Origin of the sequence: Sulfurisoma sediminicola, from assembly GCF_003865015.1 — a bacterium.
Taxonomy (GTDB): domain Bacteria; phylum Pseudomonadota; class Gammaproteobacteria; order Burkholderiales; family Rhodocyclaceae; genus Sulfurisoma; species Sulfurisoma sediminicola.
In genome coordinates this window covers 34,585-50,757 of record NZ_BHVV01000004.1, presented here as the reverse complement: position 1 = coordinate 50,757, position 16,173 = coordinate 34,585, and the positions used below count along the sequence as shown (strand labels likewise).

General features: G+C 68.1%; 19 protein-coding genes. 2 read left to right on the top strand and 17 right to left on the bottom strand.

The annotated features are described in order from the left end of the window. Position 1: 1 nt before the first annotated feature. Positions 2–790, bottom strand: a complete 789-nt coding sequence (locus tag EJE94_RS08500; RefSeq protein WP_121243329.1) for a hypothetical protein — start codon at positions 788–790, stop codon at positions 2–4. Beyond that, a complete protein-coding gene (locus EJE94_RS08495) occupies positions 787–1,599 on the bottom strand; it encodes a HoxN/HupN/NixA family nickel/cobalt transporter (protein ID WP_121243330.1) in 813 nt (270 codons plus the stop codon). Before EJE94_RS08495 ends, EJE94_RS08500 begins: the two co-directional genes overlap by 4 nt. Positions 1,600–1,803: 204 nt before the next feature. Between EJE94_RS08495 and EJE94_RS14595 the strand changes: the two genes are divergently transcribed. Both EJE94_RS14595 and EJE94_RS14590 read left to right on the top strand, forming a co-directional pair. Next, positions 1,804–1,995: a hypothetical protein gene (locus EJE94_RS14595; RefSeq protein ID WP_165904792.1), complete on the top strand. Its 192-nt coding sequence runs from the start codon at positions 1,804–1,806 to the stop codon at positions 1,993–1,995. Between the two features lie 95 nt (positions 1,996–2,090). Next, the gene (locus EJE94_RS14590; RefSeq protein ID WP_165904791.1) at positions 2,091–2,558 is read left to right on the top strand and encodes a Fic family protein; all 468 of its coding nucleotides are present in this window, start codon (positions 2,091–2,093) and stop codon (positions 2,556–2,558) included. Positions 2,559–2,564: 6 nt separating this feature from the next. Here the strand turns inward: EJE94_RS14590 and nikR are convergent, their stop codons facing one another. The 15 genes from nikR to EJE94_RS08415 form a co-directional block, all read right to left on the bottom strand. Next, entirely contained in the window at positions 2,565–3,038 is a 474-nt protein-coding gene (nikR, locus tag EJE94_RS08485; protein WP_121243332.1) for a nickel-responsive transcriptional regulator NikR, read from the bottom strand. A gap of 5 nt (positions 3,039–3,043) precedes the next feature. After that, entirely contained in the window at positions 3,044–3,424 is a 381-nt protein-coding gene (locus EJE94_RS08480) for a hypothetical protein (protein WP_121243333.1), read from the bottom strand. 38 nt (positions 3,425–3,462) lie between these two features. Continuing rightward, complete coding sequence (hypE, locus tag EJE94_RS08475) at positions 3,463–4,512, bottom strand: hydrogenase expression/formation protein HypE (RefSeq protein WP_121243334.1); 1,050 nt, start codon at positions 4,510–4,512, stop codon at positions 3,463–3,465. Beyond that, complete coding sequence (gene hypD / locus EJE94_RS08470; RefSeq protein WP_121243335.1) at positions 4,509–5,621, bottom strand: hydrogenase formation protein HypD; 1,113 nt, start codon at positions 5,619–5,621, stop codon at positions 4,509–4,511. The genes hypE and hypD overlap by 4 nt, the downstream gene beginning before the upstream one ends. A gap of 216 nt (positions 5,622–5,837) precedes the next feature. After that, entirely contained in the window at positions 5,838–6,065 is a 228-nt protein-coding gene (locus tag EJE94_RS08465; RefSeq protein WP_121243336.1) for a HypC/HybG/HupF family hydrogenase formation chaperone, read from the bottom strand. A 1-nt stretch (position 6,066) separates the two neighbouring features. Further along, positions 6,067–8,337, bottom strand: coding sequence for a carbamoyltransferase HypF (gene hypF, locus EJE94_RS08460; protein WP_121243337.1), 2,271 nt, complete (start codon positions 8,335–8,337; stop codon positions 6,067–6,069). Further along, positions 8,334–9,191, bottom strand: a complete 858-nt coding sequence (gene hypB / locus EJE94_RS08455) for a hydrogenase nickel incorporation protein HypB (RefSeq protein WP_121243361.1) — start codon at positions 9,189–9,191, stop codon at positions 8,334–8,336. Before hypB ends, hypF begins: the two co-directional genes overlap by 4 nt. 6 nt (positions 9,192–9,197) lie before the next feature. Continuing rightward, positions 9,198–9,530: a hydrogenase maturation nickel metallochaperone HypA/HybF gene (locus EJE94_RS08450; protein WP_243642568.1), complete on the bottom strand. Its 333-nt coding sequence runs from the start codon at positions 9,528–9,530 to the stop codon at positions 9,198–9,200. A gap of 1 nt (position 9,531) precedes the next feature. Further along, on the bottom strand, positions 9,532–10,014 hold the full coding sequence (gene hybE, locus EJE94_RS08445) for a [NiFe]-hydrogenase assembly chaperone HybE (protein ID WP_121243339.1): 483 nt from the start codon (positions 10,012–10,014) through the stop codon (positions 9,532–9,534). Beyond that, complete coding sequence (locus EJE94_RS08440; protein WP_121243340.1) at positions 9,998–10,267, bottom strand: HypC/HybG/HupF family hydrogenase formation chaperone; 270 nt, start codon at positions 10,265–10,267, stop codon at positions 9,998–10,000. Before EJE94_RS08440 ends, hybE begins: the two co-directional genes overlap by 17 nt. Positions 10,268–10,269: 2 nt before the next feature. After that, positions 10,270–10,716, bottom strand: a complete 447-nt coding sequence (locus EJE94_RS08435) for a HyaD/HybD family hydrogenase maturation endopeptidase (RefSeq protein ID WP_121243341.1) — start codon at positions 10,714–10,716, stop codon at positions 10,270–10,272. A 318-nt stretch (positions 10,717–11,034) separates the two neighbouring features. Then, positions 11,035–12,738: a nickel-dependent hydrogenase large subunit gene (locus tag EJE94_RS08430; RefSeq protein ID WP_121243342.1), complete on the bottom strand. Its 1,704-nt coding sequence runs from the start codon at positions 12,736–12,738 to the stop codon at positions 11,035–11,037. Between the two features lie 13 nt (positions 12,739–12,751). Further along, a complete protein-coding gene (gene hybB / locus EJE94_RS08425; protein WP_121243343.1) occupies positions 12,752–13,891 on the bottom strand; it encodes a Ni/Fe-hydrogenase cytochrome b subunit in 1,140 nt (379 codons plus the stop codon). A 2-nt stretch (positions 13,892–13,893) separates the two neighbouring features. Next, a complete protein-coding gene (hybA, locus tag EJE94_RS08420; RefSeq protein ID WP_121243344.1) occupies positions 13,894–14,934 on the bottom strand; it encodes a hydrogenase 2 operon protein HybA in 1,041 nt (346 codons plus the stop codon). Between the two features lies 1 nt (position 14,935). Next, on the bottom strand, positions 14,936–16,120 hold the full coding sequence (locus EJE94_RS08415; protein WP_121243362.1) for a hydrogenase small subunit: 1,185 nt from the start codon (positions 16,118–16,120) through the stop codon (positions 14,936–14,938). Positions 16,121–16,173 lie beyond the last annotated feature (53 nt).

Here is a 16,173-nt window from a genome sequence, read left to right as displayed (position 1 = left end):
TTCAGGCGATCTCCAGCTCCCAGGGGACGCAGGGATCGAGCGCCATCACCAGGCGCTCCGCCGTGGCGGCAGCGCCGTCCCCTTGGATACCGCTTCGCATAACTTTTCCCAGCCCCAGCAACAGCCCGGGCAGCGGGCCGTCCTGGCGGAACAGGCGGTCGGTGGGTGCCTCGATCGCGTAGCTCGCGATGCGATCGCCGTCGAGCGCGATCTCGTGGCGCAGCCCGCCGCGCGCCGTCATCACGTCGGCCATACCCCGCCCGGGCTCGAGCGCGGTTGCGGCGACGCTTCCGGCCGGCGTCGGCCTGCCTTCCAGCAGCGCCAGCAGTTCCGCCCCGCGCGCGGCGATGCGTTCCGCCAGCAGCGCGTCACCGCCGCCCGCGAACACGGGCTTCGCCCGAAGCTCCGCCGCCAGCGCGCCGCCCGTTCCCGGGGCGGTCCTGGCGACGCGCACGAACAGGGCTTCGTCGGGCGCCAGGCCCAGCGCCTTCGGCCAGTCGACCAGCAATTTCCAGGCATGCTCGCGCAGCGCCTCGGCGGCGACGCGGGCATCGACATGCGGCGCCGTCGCCTCGCCGCGCGCCGCAGCCAGCGCAAGGCGCGCGGCGATGCCCTGGGCCTGGCCGCAGAGGGAGTAGATCAGGGGGACCAGCGTCACCACCTCGTCGGCAGGCCGGCCGCGCAGCGCGGCGGCGACGTCGGGGCGCTCGCAGGCAACGTCGACCGCGGAGACGATGCCATCCGCCAGCGACAGCCGGACACGGACGCGCCCGGCATCGAAACCCGTCATGCCTTGACGGGCCGCCGCGCCAGGCGCAGCGCGGCGACGAAGGCCAGCGCGATGGTCAGCATCACGGCCGTGCCGAAGGCGAGTTCCTTGCCCTCGCCCCAGGCGTCGACCGCCGGCAGCGTCCATTTGGCAAGCCCGAATGCGGCGACGCCGAGGCTCAGCAGGGAGACCGCCACGCCCATCACGCGCGAGGCGATGCGCGCCACCTCGTCGCTGCGGCGGATCAGCCGCGAAATCCACAGGCCGTTGGCGCCATCGGTGACGAGCATGCCGAGCATGAACAGCAGGCCGAGCAGCGCCGCCTCGCGCCAGCCGCCGAAATGCTCGGCCGTGACCGCGAACAGCGCAGCCTGGCTGACGGTGTCGAAGGACAAGGCGAACAGGGCGCCGACGGTCATGATCAGCAGCGGATGCGAGCTTTGTGCGAGGCCGCCGAGCCAGCGCCCCTTCAGTCCGACCGGGCGCACCACCTCGTGCGGCGCCGCGCTCAGCACCGCGTGCAGGTTGAGCAGGCCCAGCGCGGTGAGGAACAGCACCGAGATCGCCATGCCCGAGGCCTCGAGCCATGCCGGCGCCTGCCAGTGGGCGGCGACGAGGCTGACCATCAGCGCGATCGCCACCACCACGATGCCGTGGCCGAGCGAAAACAGCATGCCGCACAGCCGCGCCAGCCGCGGCTTGCTGCGCGCGTTGAAGCGCGTGAGGCCGTCGATGGTGGCGAGGTGGTCGGCGTCGAAACCGTGCTTCATGCCGAGCACGAACACCAGCGCGCACAGCGCAGCCCAGTCGCGGGGAAGATCAATTTCCATGACGCCACCGCGTATGCAGAGTTTGCATATTCTTCACACGCGGCAGTGTGCCCGAGCTGCGGCGCACCGTGTTGAGGCAGATCAATCATTTGCCCCGGGCGCAAAGCGTTTGCTGCTACAACATGCGCCGTATAAGATCATGTCCTATGCCGCGATCTCGCTCACCGCTTGCACCCCCTTCCGCGCCATGCGACGATAATTGCCATGACACCTCGCCAAATCCAAAAAATCGAGCAACGTCTGAGCCAGTGGCGTGCCCGCCACGCGGACGCGGCCAGCCTGCGCGCCGCCTATCGGGCGAAAGTGCTGGACTTCACCCTGAGCTCGATGGCGCTGGAGAACGAGCCGGTGGATCGCACCCGAGTGGCGGCGCTGCGGACTCGACCCGGCCGCTAGACGCCACGCGCGAGCTGGCCAGCGCGGCCGGCACGCTCACTTACGGCGAAGTCGCCGAGCGCCTCGCGGCCAAGGTCGCCGACTGCCTCGACGAGGTGCTCGATACCGAACCCGCCGCCATCGAATTCTCGGCCGACTGGCTGCGAGACATTCACCGCTGCATCGCCGGCGAGCTGTTTCCGGACTGGGCCGGCGGCTTCCGCAGCACCGACGTGCAGGTAGGCGCCCACCTGCCGCCGCCGGCCTTCGAGGTGCCGGTACAGGTCCGCAATTTCTGCCTCGATCTCGAGGAACGCACGCGCCATGTCGCCGGCGTGGAATCCATCGCGGAATTGCTGGCCTGGGCCGACTGGCGTTTTCAGTGGATACACCCGTTCAAGGATTTCAACGGCCGCGTCGGCCGCATCCTGCTGGTGGCGCTGGCCTACCGCCTGGGACTGCCGCCGCTCGACCCGGCGGCAGGCAACGCCGAGCGCGCGGACTACTTCGCCGCGCTGAGGGCCGCCGATGCAGGCGACAGCGGTCCGCTCAAGGAGCTCTGGCTCGTGCGCCTGAGCGGCTAAGCGGCGTCAGCTCTTCGGCTTGAAATGGCTGTGCGCCGCCACCTTGCCGCGCGGCGCGTAGCCGTGGTCATGGCTGCCGCGGTCGACCTCGACGGCGACGACGTTGAGAATCCCGTGGCGCACGCCGCGCTCGGCCGTCAGCGCCGCGGCGAAGGCGCGCACCTGCGCGGCCGGCCCCTTGAGGATCACGCTCTCGAGACAGTTGTCGTGGTCGAGGTGGGCATGCATGGTGGCCACGGTGAGGTCGTGGTGGCCGTGCTGCAGGGCCGTCAGGCGCTCGGCCAGGTCGCGCTCGTGGTGGTTGTAGACATAGGAGAGGTTGGCGACGCAGTGGCCGGCGTCGGCCGGCCGCGCCGCCTCGAGCTGTCCGCGCAGCAGGTCGCGCACCGCCTCGGAGCGGTTCTGGTAGCCGCGCTCGGCGATCAGGCGGTCGAATTCACGGGCGAGATCGTCGTCGAGCGAGATGGTGAAGCGCTGCATCGCGGCTAGCCCTCGCGCAACCAGTTCAGCGCCGGATCGTAGTCGCTGAACAGCCGCATCAGCGGCAGTCCGTTGTTGAAGGCGACGTCCTCGAAGAAGCGGTAGTCCTGCGTCTTGGGATCGGTCGCGGCGATGACGATCGCCACGCGCATGCCCGCCTCGACGCCCATCGCCTTCAGTTGGCGCGGCCATTCGTAGATCTCGATGAAAGCGAAGTCCAGTTCCATCCGGCGGTGGTCGACGATGAACTTGCGGCAGCCACGCCGGCCGGCCTCGGCCAGCCCTTCGCGGATCCAGACCGCATGCTCCGCGGGACCTTGCCGACCCTCGGTGATGATGCGTACCACCCGATCGTCATCGAGGCAGTCGATGCGGTAGTTTCCCAAGTTCCTCCTCCTTGTCGCGGGAAATCATACCCGAGACGTCAGCAGATGCGCGGCAGCTGGTCGCCGGTGAGCCAGTCGACGATGCGGCGGCCGCCCAGGCCGGTGGTCATCTGCACGAAATGGTGGTCGTCGGCGACGACTTCGCCGATCAGGGCCGCGCGGCTGCCTTGCGGGTGCGCACGCATCGCCGCGAGCACCGTGTCGGCATCGGCGGCGGCGACGATGGCGACGAGCTTGCCTTCGTTGGCGACGTAGAGCGGGTCGAGGCCGAGGAACTCGCAGGCCGCGGCCACCTCGCCATTGACCGGGATCGCCGCCTCGTCGAGCATGACGCCGACGCCGGACTGCCGGGCGATCTCGTTGATCGTGGTCGCCAGCCCGCCGCGAGTCGGATCGCGCAGGCAGCGGATCTCGGCGTCGGTGGCCAGCATGGCCGCGATCAGGCCGTGCAGCGCGGCGGTGTCGGAGACGATGGGGGCGGCGAAGCCGAGGTTCTCGCGCGTGGCCATGATGGCCATGCCGTGGTCGCCGATGCTGCCAGAGAGCAGCACCACGTCGCCCGGGCGGGCGCGGTCGCCGGACAGCGTGAGGTCCTCGGGCACCATGCCCACGCCGGTGGTGGTGATGAAGACGCCGTCGGCCTTGCCGGCCTCGACCACCTTGGTGTCGCCGGTGACTATGGGCACCCCCGCCTCCTTCGACGCCCGCGCCATCGAAGCGACGATGCGATCGAGATCGGCCAGGGGAAAGCCCTCCTCGAGGATGAAGCTGGCGGACAGCCACAGCGGCGTCGCCCCCATCACCGCGACGTCGTTGATGGTGCCATGCACCGAGAGGCAGCCGATGTCGCCGCCGGGGAAGAACAGCGGCGAGACGACGTGGGCATCGGTAGCCATCACCAGCCGGCCGCCGGCCGGAGGCAGCAGTGCGCCGTCGTTGCCCTGGGCCAGCCACTCGTTGGCGAAATGTCGCGCGAACAGTTCCTCGATCAGCTGCACCATCGCCCGCCCGCCGGAGCCGTGGGTCAGATCGACGCGGCCGTTCTTGATGTCGAGTGGGCGGACGTAGCCTTCGCGAACTTTCGTCATTGCTTGTAGCGTCCGTAGGTGTAGTGCGCCGCGCAGGCGCCTTCGGACGACACCATGCACGAACCCATGGGGTTCTCGGGCGTGCACACGGTGCCGAAGATGGCGCAGTCCTGCGGCCGCTTGACGCCGCGCAGGATGGCGCCGCACTCGCAGGCCTTGTTGTCGGGAACGACGCTGTAGGCCAGCGGAAAGCGCCGCTCGGCGTCGAATTCGGCGTATTCGCGGCGCAGCGCCAGCGCCGACTTTTTCATGACGCCGAGGCCGCGCCACTCGAACTCGTCGCGCAGCTCCAGCACTTCGGCGACGATGGCCTGCGCCTTGGGGTTGCCGTCGCGCGTGACGGCGCGGGTGAATTCGTTCTCGATCTCGGCGCGGCCGTCATTCACCTGCTTGAGCAGCATCAGGATGGCCTGCATCACGTCGAGCGGCTCGAAGCCGGCGATGACCACCGGCTTGCGGTAGTCGCTGGCGAACACCTCGTAGGGCCGGCTGCCGATCACCGTCGACACGTGGGCCGGTCCGACGAAGCCGTCGATGGCGATGTCGCTCGGCTGGCGAGTGGCGAGGATGTGGTGCATGGCCGGCGGCGTCAGCACGTGGCAGCAGAGCACGCTGAAATTCTTCAAGCCGAGCGCGGCGGCCTGTTTGACCACCACCGCCGTCGGCGGCGTCGTCGTCTCGAAACCGATGGCGAAGAACGCCACCTGCCGCGCGGGATTGTCCTGCGCGGTCTTCAGCGCGTCGGCGGCCGAATAGACCATGCGGATGTCCCCACCCCGGGAGCGGGCCTTCATCAGCGACAGCCCGTCCGAAGCGGGCACGCGCAAACAATCGCCGTAGCTGCAGACGATGGCCTGGTGCCTGAGCGCCAGCTCGATCGCCATGTCGATGCGGCCGATGGGCAGCACGCACACCGGGCAGCCCGGGCCATGCACCATGCGCACGTTGGCGGGCAGCAGGTCGGTGACGCCGTAGCGCGAAATGGCGTGGGTGTGTCCGCCGCAGAACTCCATGAAGGCGTAGTGCCGCTCCGGCCGCGCTTCGCGCGCGATGGCGGCGGCGAGACCCTGCGCCAGCTTCCCGTCGCGAAACTCGTCGACGTATTTCATGCGGCCGCCTCCGAACCGTTATCGCGTACCGTCCCGCCGCGTTGTCGGCGGCAGGCCGCAATCGCGGGCGGTCGCATCCCCGCGCGGCGGGGCCCCTGCTTCCTGCTCATGCGGCCGCCTCCGGATCATCGTGGCAACTGGATCCACCGCGTTGTCGGCGGCAGGCCGCAATCGCGGGCGGTCGCATCCCCGCGCGGCGGGGCCCCTGCTTCCTGCTCATGCGGCCGCCACTTGCCCGATCTCGGCGAACAGCGCCAAAGTCTTCTCGGCCTCGTCCTGGTCGAGCTTGTTCAGCGCATAGCCGACATGGACGATGACGTAGTCGTTCACCGCGACATCGCTGACCAGGGCCAGCGAGATTTCCTTGCGCACACCGCCGAGATCGATCACGGCCTGGTCGTCCGGCAGCAGTTCGACGACTTTGGCGGGTATGGCGAGGCACATGTCAGTCTTTACCTTTCATTGCGATCCAGGCCTGGCCGAGGCTCAGGCCACCATCGTTGGGCGGCACCTGCCGCGCTTCCAGCACCTCGATGCCGGCATCCTCGAGCGCGCGGCGCACGCCGGCGGCCAGTATCCGGTTGAGGAAGCAGCCGCCGCCCAGCGCCACGCGCCTGATGCCGGTCGCCATCGCGGACTGCAGCGTCCATTTTGCCAGCGCCTGCGCCAGCGTGGCGTGGAAAAGTGCGGCGCCAAAGCCGGCGTCCTTTTCGTCGCATAGCCGCGCCAGCAGCGGCGCGAGATCGAGCGCCCCCGCCGCATCGATAGCGTAGCCATCCGCCAGCGGTGCCACCGCGCCATGAACCTCGGCCAGCCCCTCCAGCAGCATCGCCGCCTGCCCCTCGAAGGCGGCGACATCGCGCACGCCGAGCAGGCCTGCCGCCGCGTCGAACCAGCGGCCGCAGCTCGAGGTCGGCGGGGAGTTCACACCGCGTTCGAGCATCTGACGCAGCGACGCCTTGCCGGAGTAGCGTTGTTCGATCTCGTCGCCGCGACCGAGCAGATGCAGCGCCGCCGCCGCCATGCGCCAGGGTTCGCGCGCGGCGCGGTCGCCGCCGGGCAGGCGAATTTCGCGGAGGTGGCCGAGCCGTTCGAATTGCCTGCCATCGACGCGCAACAGTTCGCCGCCCCAGATGCCTTTGTCCGTCCCCAGTCCGACGCCGTCGAGCGCGAGGCCGAGCAGGGGTTGCCCGATGCCATGCTCGGCGGCGATGGCCGCGATATGGGCATGGTGGTGCTGCACGGGCACGAGCGGCAGCCCGCGCTCGGCCGCGAAGGTCGCGGCATAACGGCTGCTGAAGAAATCCGGATGCAGGTCGTGGGCGACGACCGTGGGCTCGATCTCGAGCAGGTCGATCAGGCGTTCGACCGTCTCCTCCAGCATGGCGCAGGACGGTGCGTTGTCGAGGTCGCCGATGTGCTGGGAAACGAAGGCTTCGTCGTCGCGGGTGAGGCAGACGGTATTCTTGAGATAGCCGCCGACCGCGAGCACCGACGGACCGGCGCTCGCCAGCCTGATCGCCCTGGGGGTGAAACCACGCGCCCTGCGAATGAACTGCGGACCGGGCAACCGCAGTACGCTGTCGTCGCAGCGCGTGACGATGGCGCGGTCGTGGGTGAGGAAGGCGTCGGCGATGCCGGCGAGCCGCCGCAGCGCTTCGTCGTCGTCGCGCACGATGGGCTCGCCACCCGGGTTGGCGCTGGTCATCACCAGCGCCAGCGGCTGCGGCGCGGCCACCCAGTCGATGCCCGCGGGCTGCCCGGCGGCCTCGTGGAACAGCAGCCACTGCAGCGGCGTGTAGGGCAGCATCACGCCGAGCCAGGCCAGCCCGGGGGCGATGCCGGCCAGTCGAGCATCGGCGCCGGCGGCCTTGTGCAGGAGCACGATGGGCCGCTCGGCCGATTCGAGCAGCGCACGCTCCGCTTCGCTCGCCGCGGCGTAGGGGGCGATGCTCGCGACATTGGCGAGCATGGCCGCGAAGGGCTTCTCCTCGCGCTGCTTGCGGCTGCGCAGGGCGGCGACGGCAGCCGCGTTGGTGGCGTCGCAGGCGAGGTGGTAGCCGCCGAGGCCCTTGATGGCGACGATCTTGCCATCCCGCAGCAGCCGCAGCGTCGCGGTGATCGCGTCGCCGGCGAGGGTGGCGCCGCCCGCCTCCACCAGCGCGAGCCGGGGCCCGCAAGCCGGACAGGCATTGGGCTGGGCGTGGAAGCGGCGGTCCGCCGGCGAGTCGTACTCGGCGCGGCAGTCCGGGCACATGACGAATCCCGCCATGCTGGTCTGCGGCCGGTCGTAGGGGAGATTGCGGGTGATGGTGTAGCGCGGGCCGCAGTGAGTGCAGTTGGTGAAGGCGTAGCGCCAGCGCCGATTTTCCGGCCCGAACATGTCGGCGAGGCAGTCGCCGCAGACGGCGCTGTCGGGGCCGATGGCGGTGGCGGCGCGGCCGCTGGCCTCGGTGTGGGCAATGAGGAAGTCGACATGGCCCTCGATCGCCGCCACGCTCGCCGTGACGCTGTCGACCCGCGCCAGCGGCGGCGCCTCGCTTTTCAGCCGTTCGACGAAGCGCTCGACGCCGTCGCCTTCGGCCGCGATCTCGACGCCCTGCGCGTCGTTGCGGACCCAGCCGAGGATGCCCAGTTCAGTGGCGAGACGCCAGACGAAGGGCCGGTAGCCGACGCCCTGGACGATGCCGCAAACCCGGATGCGGACCGCCGTCATTTGGCGGCGGCGTGGCTTTCGATCCAGTCCAGCCAGCCGGCCATGCCTTCGCCGCTGCGCGCCGAGACGCGCAGAACCTCGATCTCGGGATTGACGCGGCGGGCGTAGGCGATCGCCTGATCGACGTCGAAATCGAGATGCGGCAGCAGGTCGCACTTGTTGAGCAGCATCAGCGTCGCCGCGCGGAACATGTCGGGGTACTTGATCGGCTTGTCCTCGCCCTCGGTCACCGAGAGCACCACGACCTTGTGCGCCTCGCCGAGGTCGAAGGCCGCGGGGCAGACGAGGTTGCCGACGTTCTCGATCATCAGCAGCGATTGGGCCGCCGGATCGAGCTGCTGGATCGCGTGGCCGACCATGTGGGCGTCGAGATGGCAGCCCTTGCCGGTGTTGATTTGTATTGCGCTCGCGCCGGTGGCCCTGATCCGCTCGGCGTCCTGGCTGGTCTGCTGGTCGCCCTCGATCACCGCGACGGTCCTGCCGCCCTTGAGCGCCGCTATGGTCTTGACCAGCAGCGTGGTCTTGCCCGAGCCCGGACTGGAGACGAGGTTCAGCGCGAAGACGCGGCGGCCGGCGAGGAAGGCGCGGTTCTCGCGGGCGTAGGCGTCGTTCTTGGCGAGGATGTCCTGCTCGATCTGCACGCGGCGCGACTGCGGCACGCCCGGGGCATGGCTGTGGGCGGGAACGTAGGCATGCGCGTGGCCATGGTCGTGGCCTTCGCCGTGGGCATGGTCGTGGGGATGGCTGTGGATGGTGCCGTCGGCATGAGTGTGCTCGTGCCCATGCTCAGGATCAGGCACCGCCTGTCCGTCGATTTTCGTTTCACCCTGGCCGCAGCCGCACGTCGTGCACATCGTCATTCACTCCACATCGAGTTCGCGGACCCGCATCTCGGTGCCGCCGGTTACTCTGACCGGCGCGACGCCGCAATGTTCGCACGGATCGTACACCGCCTCGAGCATCGTTTCGCGGCCGCAGTCGAGACAGAAGCCCGTGCCCGGCACGGCGATGATTTCCAGCCGCGCGCCGGCCGCGATGCTGTCGCGCGCCACGGCGTCGAAGCAGAAGGCCATCGCCTCGGGCTCCACGCTGGAGAGACGGCCGATTTCCAGGAAGACCGTCCTTACCCTGCCGAACCCCTCGCGCCGCGCGGCATCCTCGATCAGGTCGAGGATGCCTTCGGCCAGACTCATTTCATGCATTGCCGGTCAGGAATTTGCGTCGAGCCGGAGAGGATAGCGCCTTTTGTGCCAGCTGCGAGGCAGGCTCCTCCGGAGCACGGATCAGCGCGAGCAGCGCCGCGTGCGCCGTCAGCACGGCATCGGACTGGCTGGCGAATTGCGACATCGGCGAGAACAGCGCGCAACTCTGGTATTCGCCGATCTCGGGTTCTTCACTGCCGAGGAAGGCGAAGTCGCCGGCGGGGAAGCGGTGGAAGATGCGTGCGTTTTCGGTCGCCGCGATCCAGGTGCCGGCGCTGCCCGGCAGCAGCAGCAGGCTCATGCACCAGGGGGCGATGACGATGCCGAGCCAGTGATCGGCCCAGCGCTGGAAGCCTACGGTCTCGACCGCGAGTTCCTCGTTGTGGACCGGCAGGCCCGCCATGCGCTCGCGCTCGATGCGACGATAGGCCGAGGCGACGAGCGCGGCCGGATCGCGCTCATGAATCAGCAGCATCTTGGTCAAGCCCCAGTTGCCGGGCGCTGTCCGGATGCTCGAGCAGGTCGCACATCAGCGCCAGCGACTCCTCGGCACGCTCCGGCTCGACGCGCTCGAAGGCAAAACCGCCGGCCTGGATCAGCAGGTAGTCGCCGACCGCCACGTCTTCTTCCATCAGCAGCAGGCTGACCTCGCGCTGCTGGCCGAAACACTCGGTCAGCGCGATGCCGTTGCGGACTTCGATGACCTTCGACGGGGCGGCGAGGCACATGATCAGATCTCGGCCAGCACCTGATTCACCAGGTCCGGCACGCGCGCCGCGACCAGCGGCGTCAGTTCCATGCCCAGTTCCATGGTCTGCGGCTGCACGCCGAGGATCACCATCTTCTTCGGCGCGGCGCCGAGAAACTCGAGGCTGGCCATGACATCGGGCAGCCCGATCTGGTGCGGCGACAAACGGGTGCGGAAAAAACTCGGCACGTCCTCGCCCTCGATGCGCAGCAGCGTGCCCGGCGGCTTGCCGGCGTTGATGGCATCGACCACGATCAGGTGATCGAGGTCGGACAGCTCGTCGAGCATTTCCATCGCCGAGGTGCCGCCGTCGACGACCGTCACGCCCTCGGGCATTTCATGGTCGCGCTGCAGCGCCTCGACCACGCGCACGCCGACGCCCTCGTCCTGCATGATGAGGTTGCCGATGCCGAGGACGACGGTTTTCATCTCGGATGCTTCCGCATGAAACATCTGGGGCTGGGAGACGCCAAGGGCGACGGGTGGCCGACGCCGCTCATGTCCCCCGGGCCGGGCTGCGCCCGCCCCTCCTCCTTTACTTCGCCGCGTCGGCCACCCGCCACCCTTGGCGGCATGCGCCGGTGCTGCCCGGCCGCCACACACCCGCGGCGTTCCCCGATCGGGACGGTGGGGTGCTCTGCGCAGCGAAGTAAAGGGGGAGGCGCCGGCCGAAGGCCGACGCCGGAGGACATGAGCAGCGCAGAGTACCCTGCCGGCCCGATCGTGTTCCGAACCCCGAATTGCATCTCAAACCACTTTCACCGTCACCACCTGATCGTTCTCTTCGTCGGTGAGATGGATCGCGCAGGCGATGCAGGGGTCGAAGGAATGGATGGTGCGCAATACCTCGAGCGGCTGCTCGGGATTGGCGATGGGGTTGTCAAGCAGCGAGGCCTCGTACGGGCCGGGCTCGTCCTTCTCGTTCCTCGGGCAGGCGTTCCAGGTCGAAGGCACGACGCACTGGTAGTTCTTGATCTTGCCGTTGTCGATGACGACCCAGTGGGAAAGCACGCCGCGTGGCGCCTCGTGGTAGCCGACGCCCATCTGCTCGCCTTTCGGGAATACCGGGCGGTTGAAGGTCTTGGTGTCGCCCTTGGCCATGTTATTCACCAGCGCCGTCCACTGTTCGCCCAGCATGTCGACCATCACGGCGCAACGCACCGCGCGCGCGGCATGGCGGCCGATGGTGGAATGCAGCGCATCGATGCCGACCTTGGTCTTGGCCAGCGCCGATACCGTGTCGAGCGCCAGCGTCGCGTATTTCTTGGTCGGCTCGTGGCCGGCGGCGTACATGCACAGCACGTTGGCCAGCGGCCCGACCTGTGCCACCTTGCCGTAGAAGGTCGGCGACTTGAGCCAGGAATACTTGCCGTCGGCCTGGAAGTCGGTGTAGTTGGGCTTGGTCTCGCCGGCATAGGGATGCAGCGGCTTCTTCTCGCCGTAGTCGTACCACGAATGCTTGACCGATTCCTCGACGCCCTTGGCCCAGTACTCGTCGTTGAAGCCCTTGATCGGCTTGAACTTGGAAATGTCGCCGCCCTCGATGTAGCCGCCGGGCAGCGCGAACTGCGTGCCCTTGGTATCCATCGGAATGTCCGGCACGCACAGGTAGTTGGTGACGCCCTTGCCGTACTTGGTCCAGTCGGCATAGAAGGCGCCGACCGCCGCGACGTCGATCAGATAGACGTTCTTGACGAAGTCGGCCAGTTCGTCGATCCAGCCCTTGACCGCCATCAGCCGCTCGACCGTCAGCACCGACTGCGAGTCGGTGGCGATGGGGTTGGCGACGCCGCCGACCGCGAGGTTCTGGATGTGCGGCGTCTTGGAGCCGAGGATGGAGACGATCTTGTTCGCCTTGCGCTGGATGTCCAGCGCCTGCAGGTAGTGCGCCGTGGCCAGCAGGTTGACCTCGGGCGAGAGCTTCATCGCCGGATGGCCCCAGTAGCCGTTGGTGAAGATGCCGAGCTGGCCGCCGCCGACGAAGTTCTTCAGCCGTTCCTGCACCGCCTTCATCTCGTGCTTGCCGTTGAGATGCCACGACGACAGGCTCTCGGCCAGGCTTGCGGTCTTGTCCGGGTCGGCCTTGAGCGCCGAGGTGACGTCGACCCAGTCGAGCGCCGAGAGGTGGTAGAAGTGCACGATGTGGTCATGCACCGCATGCGCCAGGATGATCAGGTTGCGGATGTACTGGGCGTTGAGCGGCACCTCGAGCTGCAGCGCGTTTTCGACCGCGCGCACCGAGGCGATGGCATGCACGGTGGTGCATACGCCGCAGATGCGCTGGGTGATGGTCCAGGCGTCGCGCGGGTCGCGGCCCTGCAGGATCAGCTCGATGCCGCGAAACATCTGTCCCGAGGACCAGGCCTTCTTCACCCGGCCGCCGTCGACATCGACGTCGATGCGCAAATGGCCTTCGATGCGGGTGATGGGATCAATGGTGATGCGTGCCATTTTTCTTCTCCTGTCAGGCTTCGCGCGGCAATACCGGGAAGCGGCGGGTAACCACAACGTAGATCAGCACTTCGGTGGCGAACATGCCCATCGTCACCAGGATCTCGGGCAGCGCCGGGAAGTAGCGGAAGCCAGGACCCGTGTCGTAAGCGATGAGGAAGCCGTTCATGCGCAGCAGCGAGCCGCCGAGCATCAGCAGGATGCCGGCGACGAAAAGCCGCGCCGGGTTGCGCCGCTGCGCCTCGGTGCCGATGATCAGGAAGGGCGCGACGAAGCAGGCCATCTCGAGCCAGAACATCAGGCCTTCGAGGCTGAGGTGGAAGGAGCGGCCGATGACGCCGCGGAAGATCACGTCGCCCAGCCGCACGGCCAGGTAGGCGGCGACGACGCCGAGCATGATCTTGGCCATGGGATTGAGCAGGCTGACCTCGATGCTGCGACGATAGGCGCTTGATGCGATGCAGGACTCGAACAGCACCACGGCGTAGCCCATGATGATGGCGGTGAGCAGGAACAGCGCCGGGACGAAGGGCGTCTGCCACAGCGGATGCACCTGCGGCCCCAGCACCACCCACAGCGTGCCGAGCGAGGACTGGTGCATCATCGGCAGCAGGGTGCCGAGCGCGACGATGACGAAGAGGAAGCGGTTGAGCTTCTTCTTGAGGTCCTTGAGGCCCAGCTTCTCGAGGAAGACCGGCGCGAACTCGATCCACATCACCACGATGTAGGCGGTGATGCAGACCGCCACCTCGAACATCACCGAGTTCGGGTTCGCCGACCACGGCCAGTACATGTTCCAGACGTTCCACCAGCGGCCGAGGTCGAAGATGACGCCGGCACCGGCCAGGGTGTAGCCGAGCAGGCTGGCCAGCAGGGCCGGGCGCACCAGCGGGTGATACTCGCCCTTGTTGAAGATGTAGACCAGCATCGCCACCGAGAAGCCGCCGCAGGCGAAGGCCGAACCGATCATGACGTCGACCACGATCCAGATGCCCCACGGATAGCCGTCGCTGAGGTCGGTGACGGCGCCGAGGCCGAAGATGAAACGGTAGAGCAGGATCGCCGCCATCAGCGCGATCAGCGCGCCGGCGATGAAGGTGGTCTTGTTGAGCAGCGGCCCGCCGACGGGCACGGGAGCAGTGTGAGTTGTCATGATCAGCCCTCCTCTCCGTCATCGGGTTTGACGTTGCGCTTGGCGACCCAGCTCAGCGCGCCGAGCACGGCGATCGGCATCAGCAGCCCGCCATAAAGGGTGTGCTGGATGGTCTCCGAGGTCGCCGCCGAGGAATAGGGCGGCAGATCGGGCATGCCGACCTTCTCGAAGGGCACGGCGGAGAGTTTGAGCACCTGGGTGCCGCCGTATTCCTTCTCGCCATAGACGTGCTGCACATACTTGCCGACGGTACCCTCGTAGATCTGGTCGGGCTCGTCGCGCCAGCCGTGGCGGCGTTTCTCGCCCTTGCCGTCGGCCTGGCCCTGCAGCATCTTCTCGGTCGCCGGGCGCAACCGGCCGCGCGGGAACTTGGCGACCGTGCCGGGCTTGAGCGCAAGGCGCCGTTTCGCTTCGGCCAGCAGGTCCTCGGTGCGGCCGAACAGCGTCGCGCCCGTCGGACAGACCTCGGCGCAGGCCGAGTAGTGACCGTCCTTGTGGCGATGGCGGCAGAGCTCGCACTTGCCGATGCGGCCGAGCGGATCGTCGAACTGGTATTTCGGGATGCCGAAGGGGCAGGCGACGACGCAGTAGCGGCAGCCGATGCACTTGTCCGGGTTGTAGCCGACGATGCCGGTGACCGGGTCCTTGGTCATCGCCGACACCGGGCAGGCCGAGACGCACGACGGGTCGGCGCAGTGCATGCAGGAAGTCTTCATGAAGGCGTAGCCGTTGATCTCGGCGTCCTTCTCCAGCATCGTGCCGTTGCGGTACATCTTGATGATGTTGAAGGTGTGGCCGCTGGTGTCGAGCGGCGTGTCCCACAGCTTGTCGACGGTGTTGAATTCCGGCGGGTTGTTGTTGGCCTCCTTGCACGCGGCCATGCAGGCCTTGCAGCCGACGCATAGCGTGGCATCGTAGAGCAGGCCCATCGCCTCGGGCGGACGCGTATAGGTGTCGCGCGCCTGGACCGGCGTGGCGCCGGCGCCGACCATCGCGCCGGTCGCGGCCAGCGCGCCTTTCAGGAAATCGCGTCGGGATGACATATCACACCTCCGCTTTGTTCTTGCCTGCCTTGTCCTGGGCCTTTTCGAGTTCCTCGGCCTTGTGCGACATGCCCAGGTTGCGGGTCAGCATCGCGGCACCGCCGGCGGCGGCACCCGCGATCGCCGCGAGTGCGGCAGCCGAGGCGAAAGTCGCGCCGCGACCCTGTTCCTCGACGATGCGCGCGTATTGCAGCGGCGGTGCGACATTGAGCATCTTGGCCACGGCATGGATGGGCTTGGCGAAGCCGACGCCCTTCTCGGTGCAGCCGATGCAGGGGTGGCCGCAACCGACCGGCCAGGACACCTCGCCGGCGTCGCCGAAGCCCAGCGTCGGGCAGTTGGCATAGGTCTCGGGACCCTTGCAGCCGAGCTTGTAGAGGCAGTAGCCCTTGCGATGGCCCTCGTCGCCGAACTCCATGGCGAAGCGGCCGGCATCGAAGTGGGCGCGCCGCTCGCAGTTTTCGTGGATCAGCCGCGAGTAGGCGAACAGCGGCCGGCCGAGCTTGTCGGTCGCCGGCAGCTTGCCGAAGGTGAGGAAATGCACCACCGTGGCGAGGAAGTTGTACGGGCTGGGCGGGCAGCCGGGAATCGTCACCACCGGTTTGCCCAGCACCTCGCCGACGCTGGAGGCACCGGTCGGGTTCGGATCGGTCGAAGGCATGCCGCCCCAGGAGGCGCAGGAGCCGATGGCGATCACCGCCGCCGCGTCGGCCGCGCATTCCTTGACCAGGTCGACCGCGGTGTGGCCGCCGACCTTGCAGTAGATGCCCTTGTCCTTGGTCGGGATCGCGCCCTCGACCACCAGCACGTACTTGCCCTTGTTGGCGGCCATCGCGTCCTTGCGCGACTTCTCGGCCTGGTGGCCGGCGGCGACCATCAGCGTCTCGTGATAGTCGAGCGAGATGATGTCGAGGATGAGTTTTTCGAGCGTCGGGTGTTCGGCGCGCAGCAGCGACTCGGAGCAGCCCGTGCATTCCTGGAAGTGCAGCCAGATCACCGAGGGCCGCTTGGCGGCCTCAACCGCCTGGGCGATGGCGGCCTCCGCCCCCGCCGGCAAGCCCAGCGTGGCGGCCACGCCGGAACAGAACTGCAGGAATTCGCGCCGGGAGATCTGCAGGCGACGCTCGATGACGGCAGCGGCGGCTTCGGCAGCCCGGTTCGTTTCTTGGTTGAAAGCCTGTTGCATGATGCCCTCCATACCTCGGCCCGGAATGCCGGCATTCAACGCCCCTATGGGAA

Excerpts from the sequence above, each read along its gene's own strand:
- EJE94_RS08500 (WP_121243329.1), bottom strand. The coding sequence starts at position 790 with ATGACGGGTTTCGATGCCGGGCGCGTCCGTGTCCGGCTGTCGCTGGCG.
- EJE94_RS08495 (WP_121243330.1), bottom strand. The coding sequence starts at position 1,599 with ATGGAAATTGATCTTCCCCGCGACTGGGCTGCGCTGTGCGCGCTGGTG.
- EJE94_RS14595 (WP_165904792.1), top strand. The coding sequence starts at position 1,804 with ATGACACCTCGCCAAATCCAAAAAATCGAGCAACGTCTGAGCCAGTGG.
- nikR (WP_121243332.1), bottom strand. The coding sequence starts at position 3,038 with ATGCAGCGCTTCACCATCTCGCTCGACGACGATCTCGCCCGTGAATTC.
- hypE (WP_121243334.1), bottom strand. The coding sequence starts at position 4,512 with ATGACGAAAGTTCGCGAAGGCTACGTCCGCCCACTCGACATCAAGAAC.
- hypD (WP_121243335.1), bottom strand. The coding sequence starts at position 5,621 with ATGAAATACGTCGACGAGTTTCGCGACGGGAAGCTGGCGCAGGGTCTC.
- EJE94_RS08465 (WP_121243336.1), bottom strand. The coding sequence starts at position 6,065 with ATGTGCCTCGCCATACCCGCCAAAGTCGTCGAACTGCTGCCGGACGAC.
- hypF (WP_121243337.1), bottom strand. The coding sequence starts at position 8,337 with ATGACGGCGGTCCGCATCCGGGTTTGCGGCATCGTCCAGGGCGTCGGC.
- hypB (WP_121243361.1), bottom strand. The coding sequence starts at position 9,191 with ATGTGCACGACGTGCGGCTGCGGCCAGGGTGAAACGAAAATCGACGGA.
- EJE94_RS08450 (WP_243642568.1), bottom strand. The coding sequence starts at position 9,530 with ATGAGTCTGGCCGAAGGCATCCTCGACCTGATCGAGGATGCCGCGCGG.
- hybE (WP_121243339.1), bottom strand. The coding sequence starts at position 10,014 with ATGCTGCTGATTCATGAGCGCGATCCGGCCGCGCTCGTCGCCTCGGCC.
- EJE94_RS08440 (WP_121243340.1), bottom strand. The coding sequence starts at position 10,267 with ATGTGCCTCGCCGCCCCGTCGAAGGTCATCGAAGTCCGCAACGGCATC.
- EJE94_RS08435 (WP_121243341.1), bottom strand. The coding sequence starts at position 10,716 with ATGAAAACCGTCGTCCTCGGCATCGGCAACCTCATCATGCAGGACGAG.
- EJE94_RS08430 (WP_121243342.1), bottom strand. The coding sequence starts at position 12,738 with ATGGCACGCATCACCATTGATCCCATCACCCGCATCGAAGGCCATTTG.
- hybB (WP_121243343.1), bottom strand. The coding sequence starts at position 13,891 with ATGACAACTCACACTGCTCCCGTGCCCGTCGGCGGGCCGCTGCTCAAC.
- hybA (WP_121243344.1), bottom strand. The coding sequence starts at position 14,934 with ATGTCATCCCGACGCGATTTCCTGAAAGGCGCGCTGGCCGCGACCGGC.
- EJE94_RS08415 (WP_121243362.1), bottom strand. The coding sequence starts at position 16,120 with ATGCAACAGGCTTTCAACCAAGAAACGAACCGGGCTGCCGAAGCCGCC.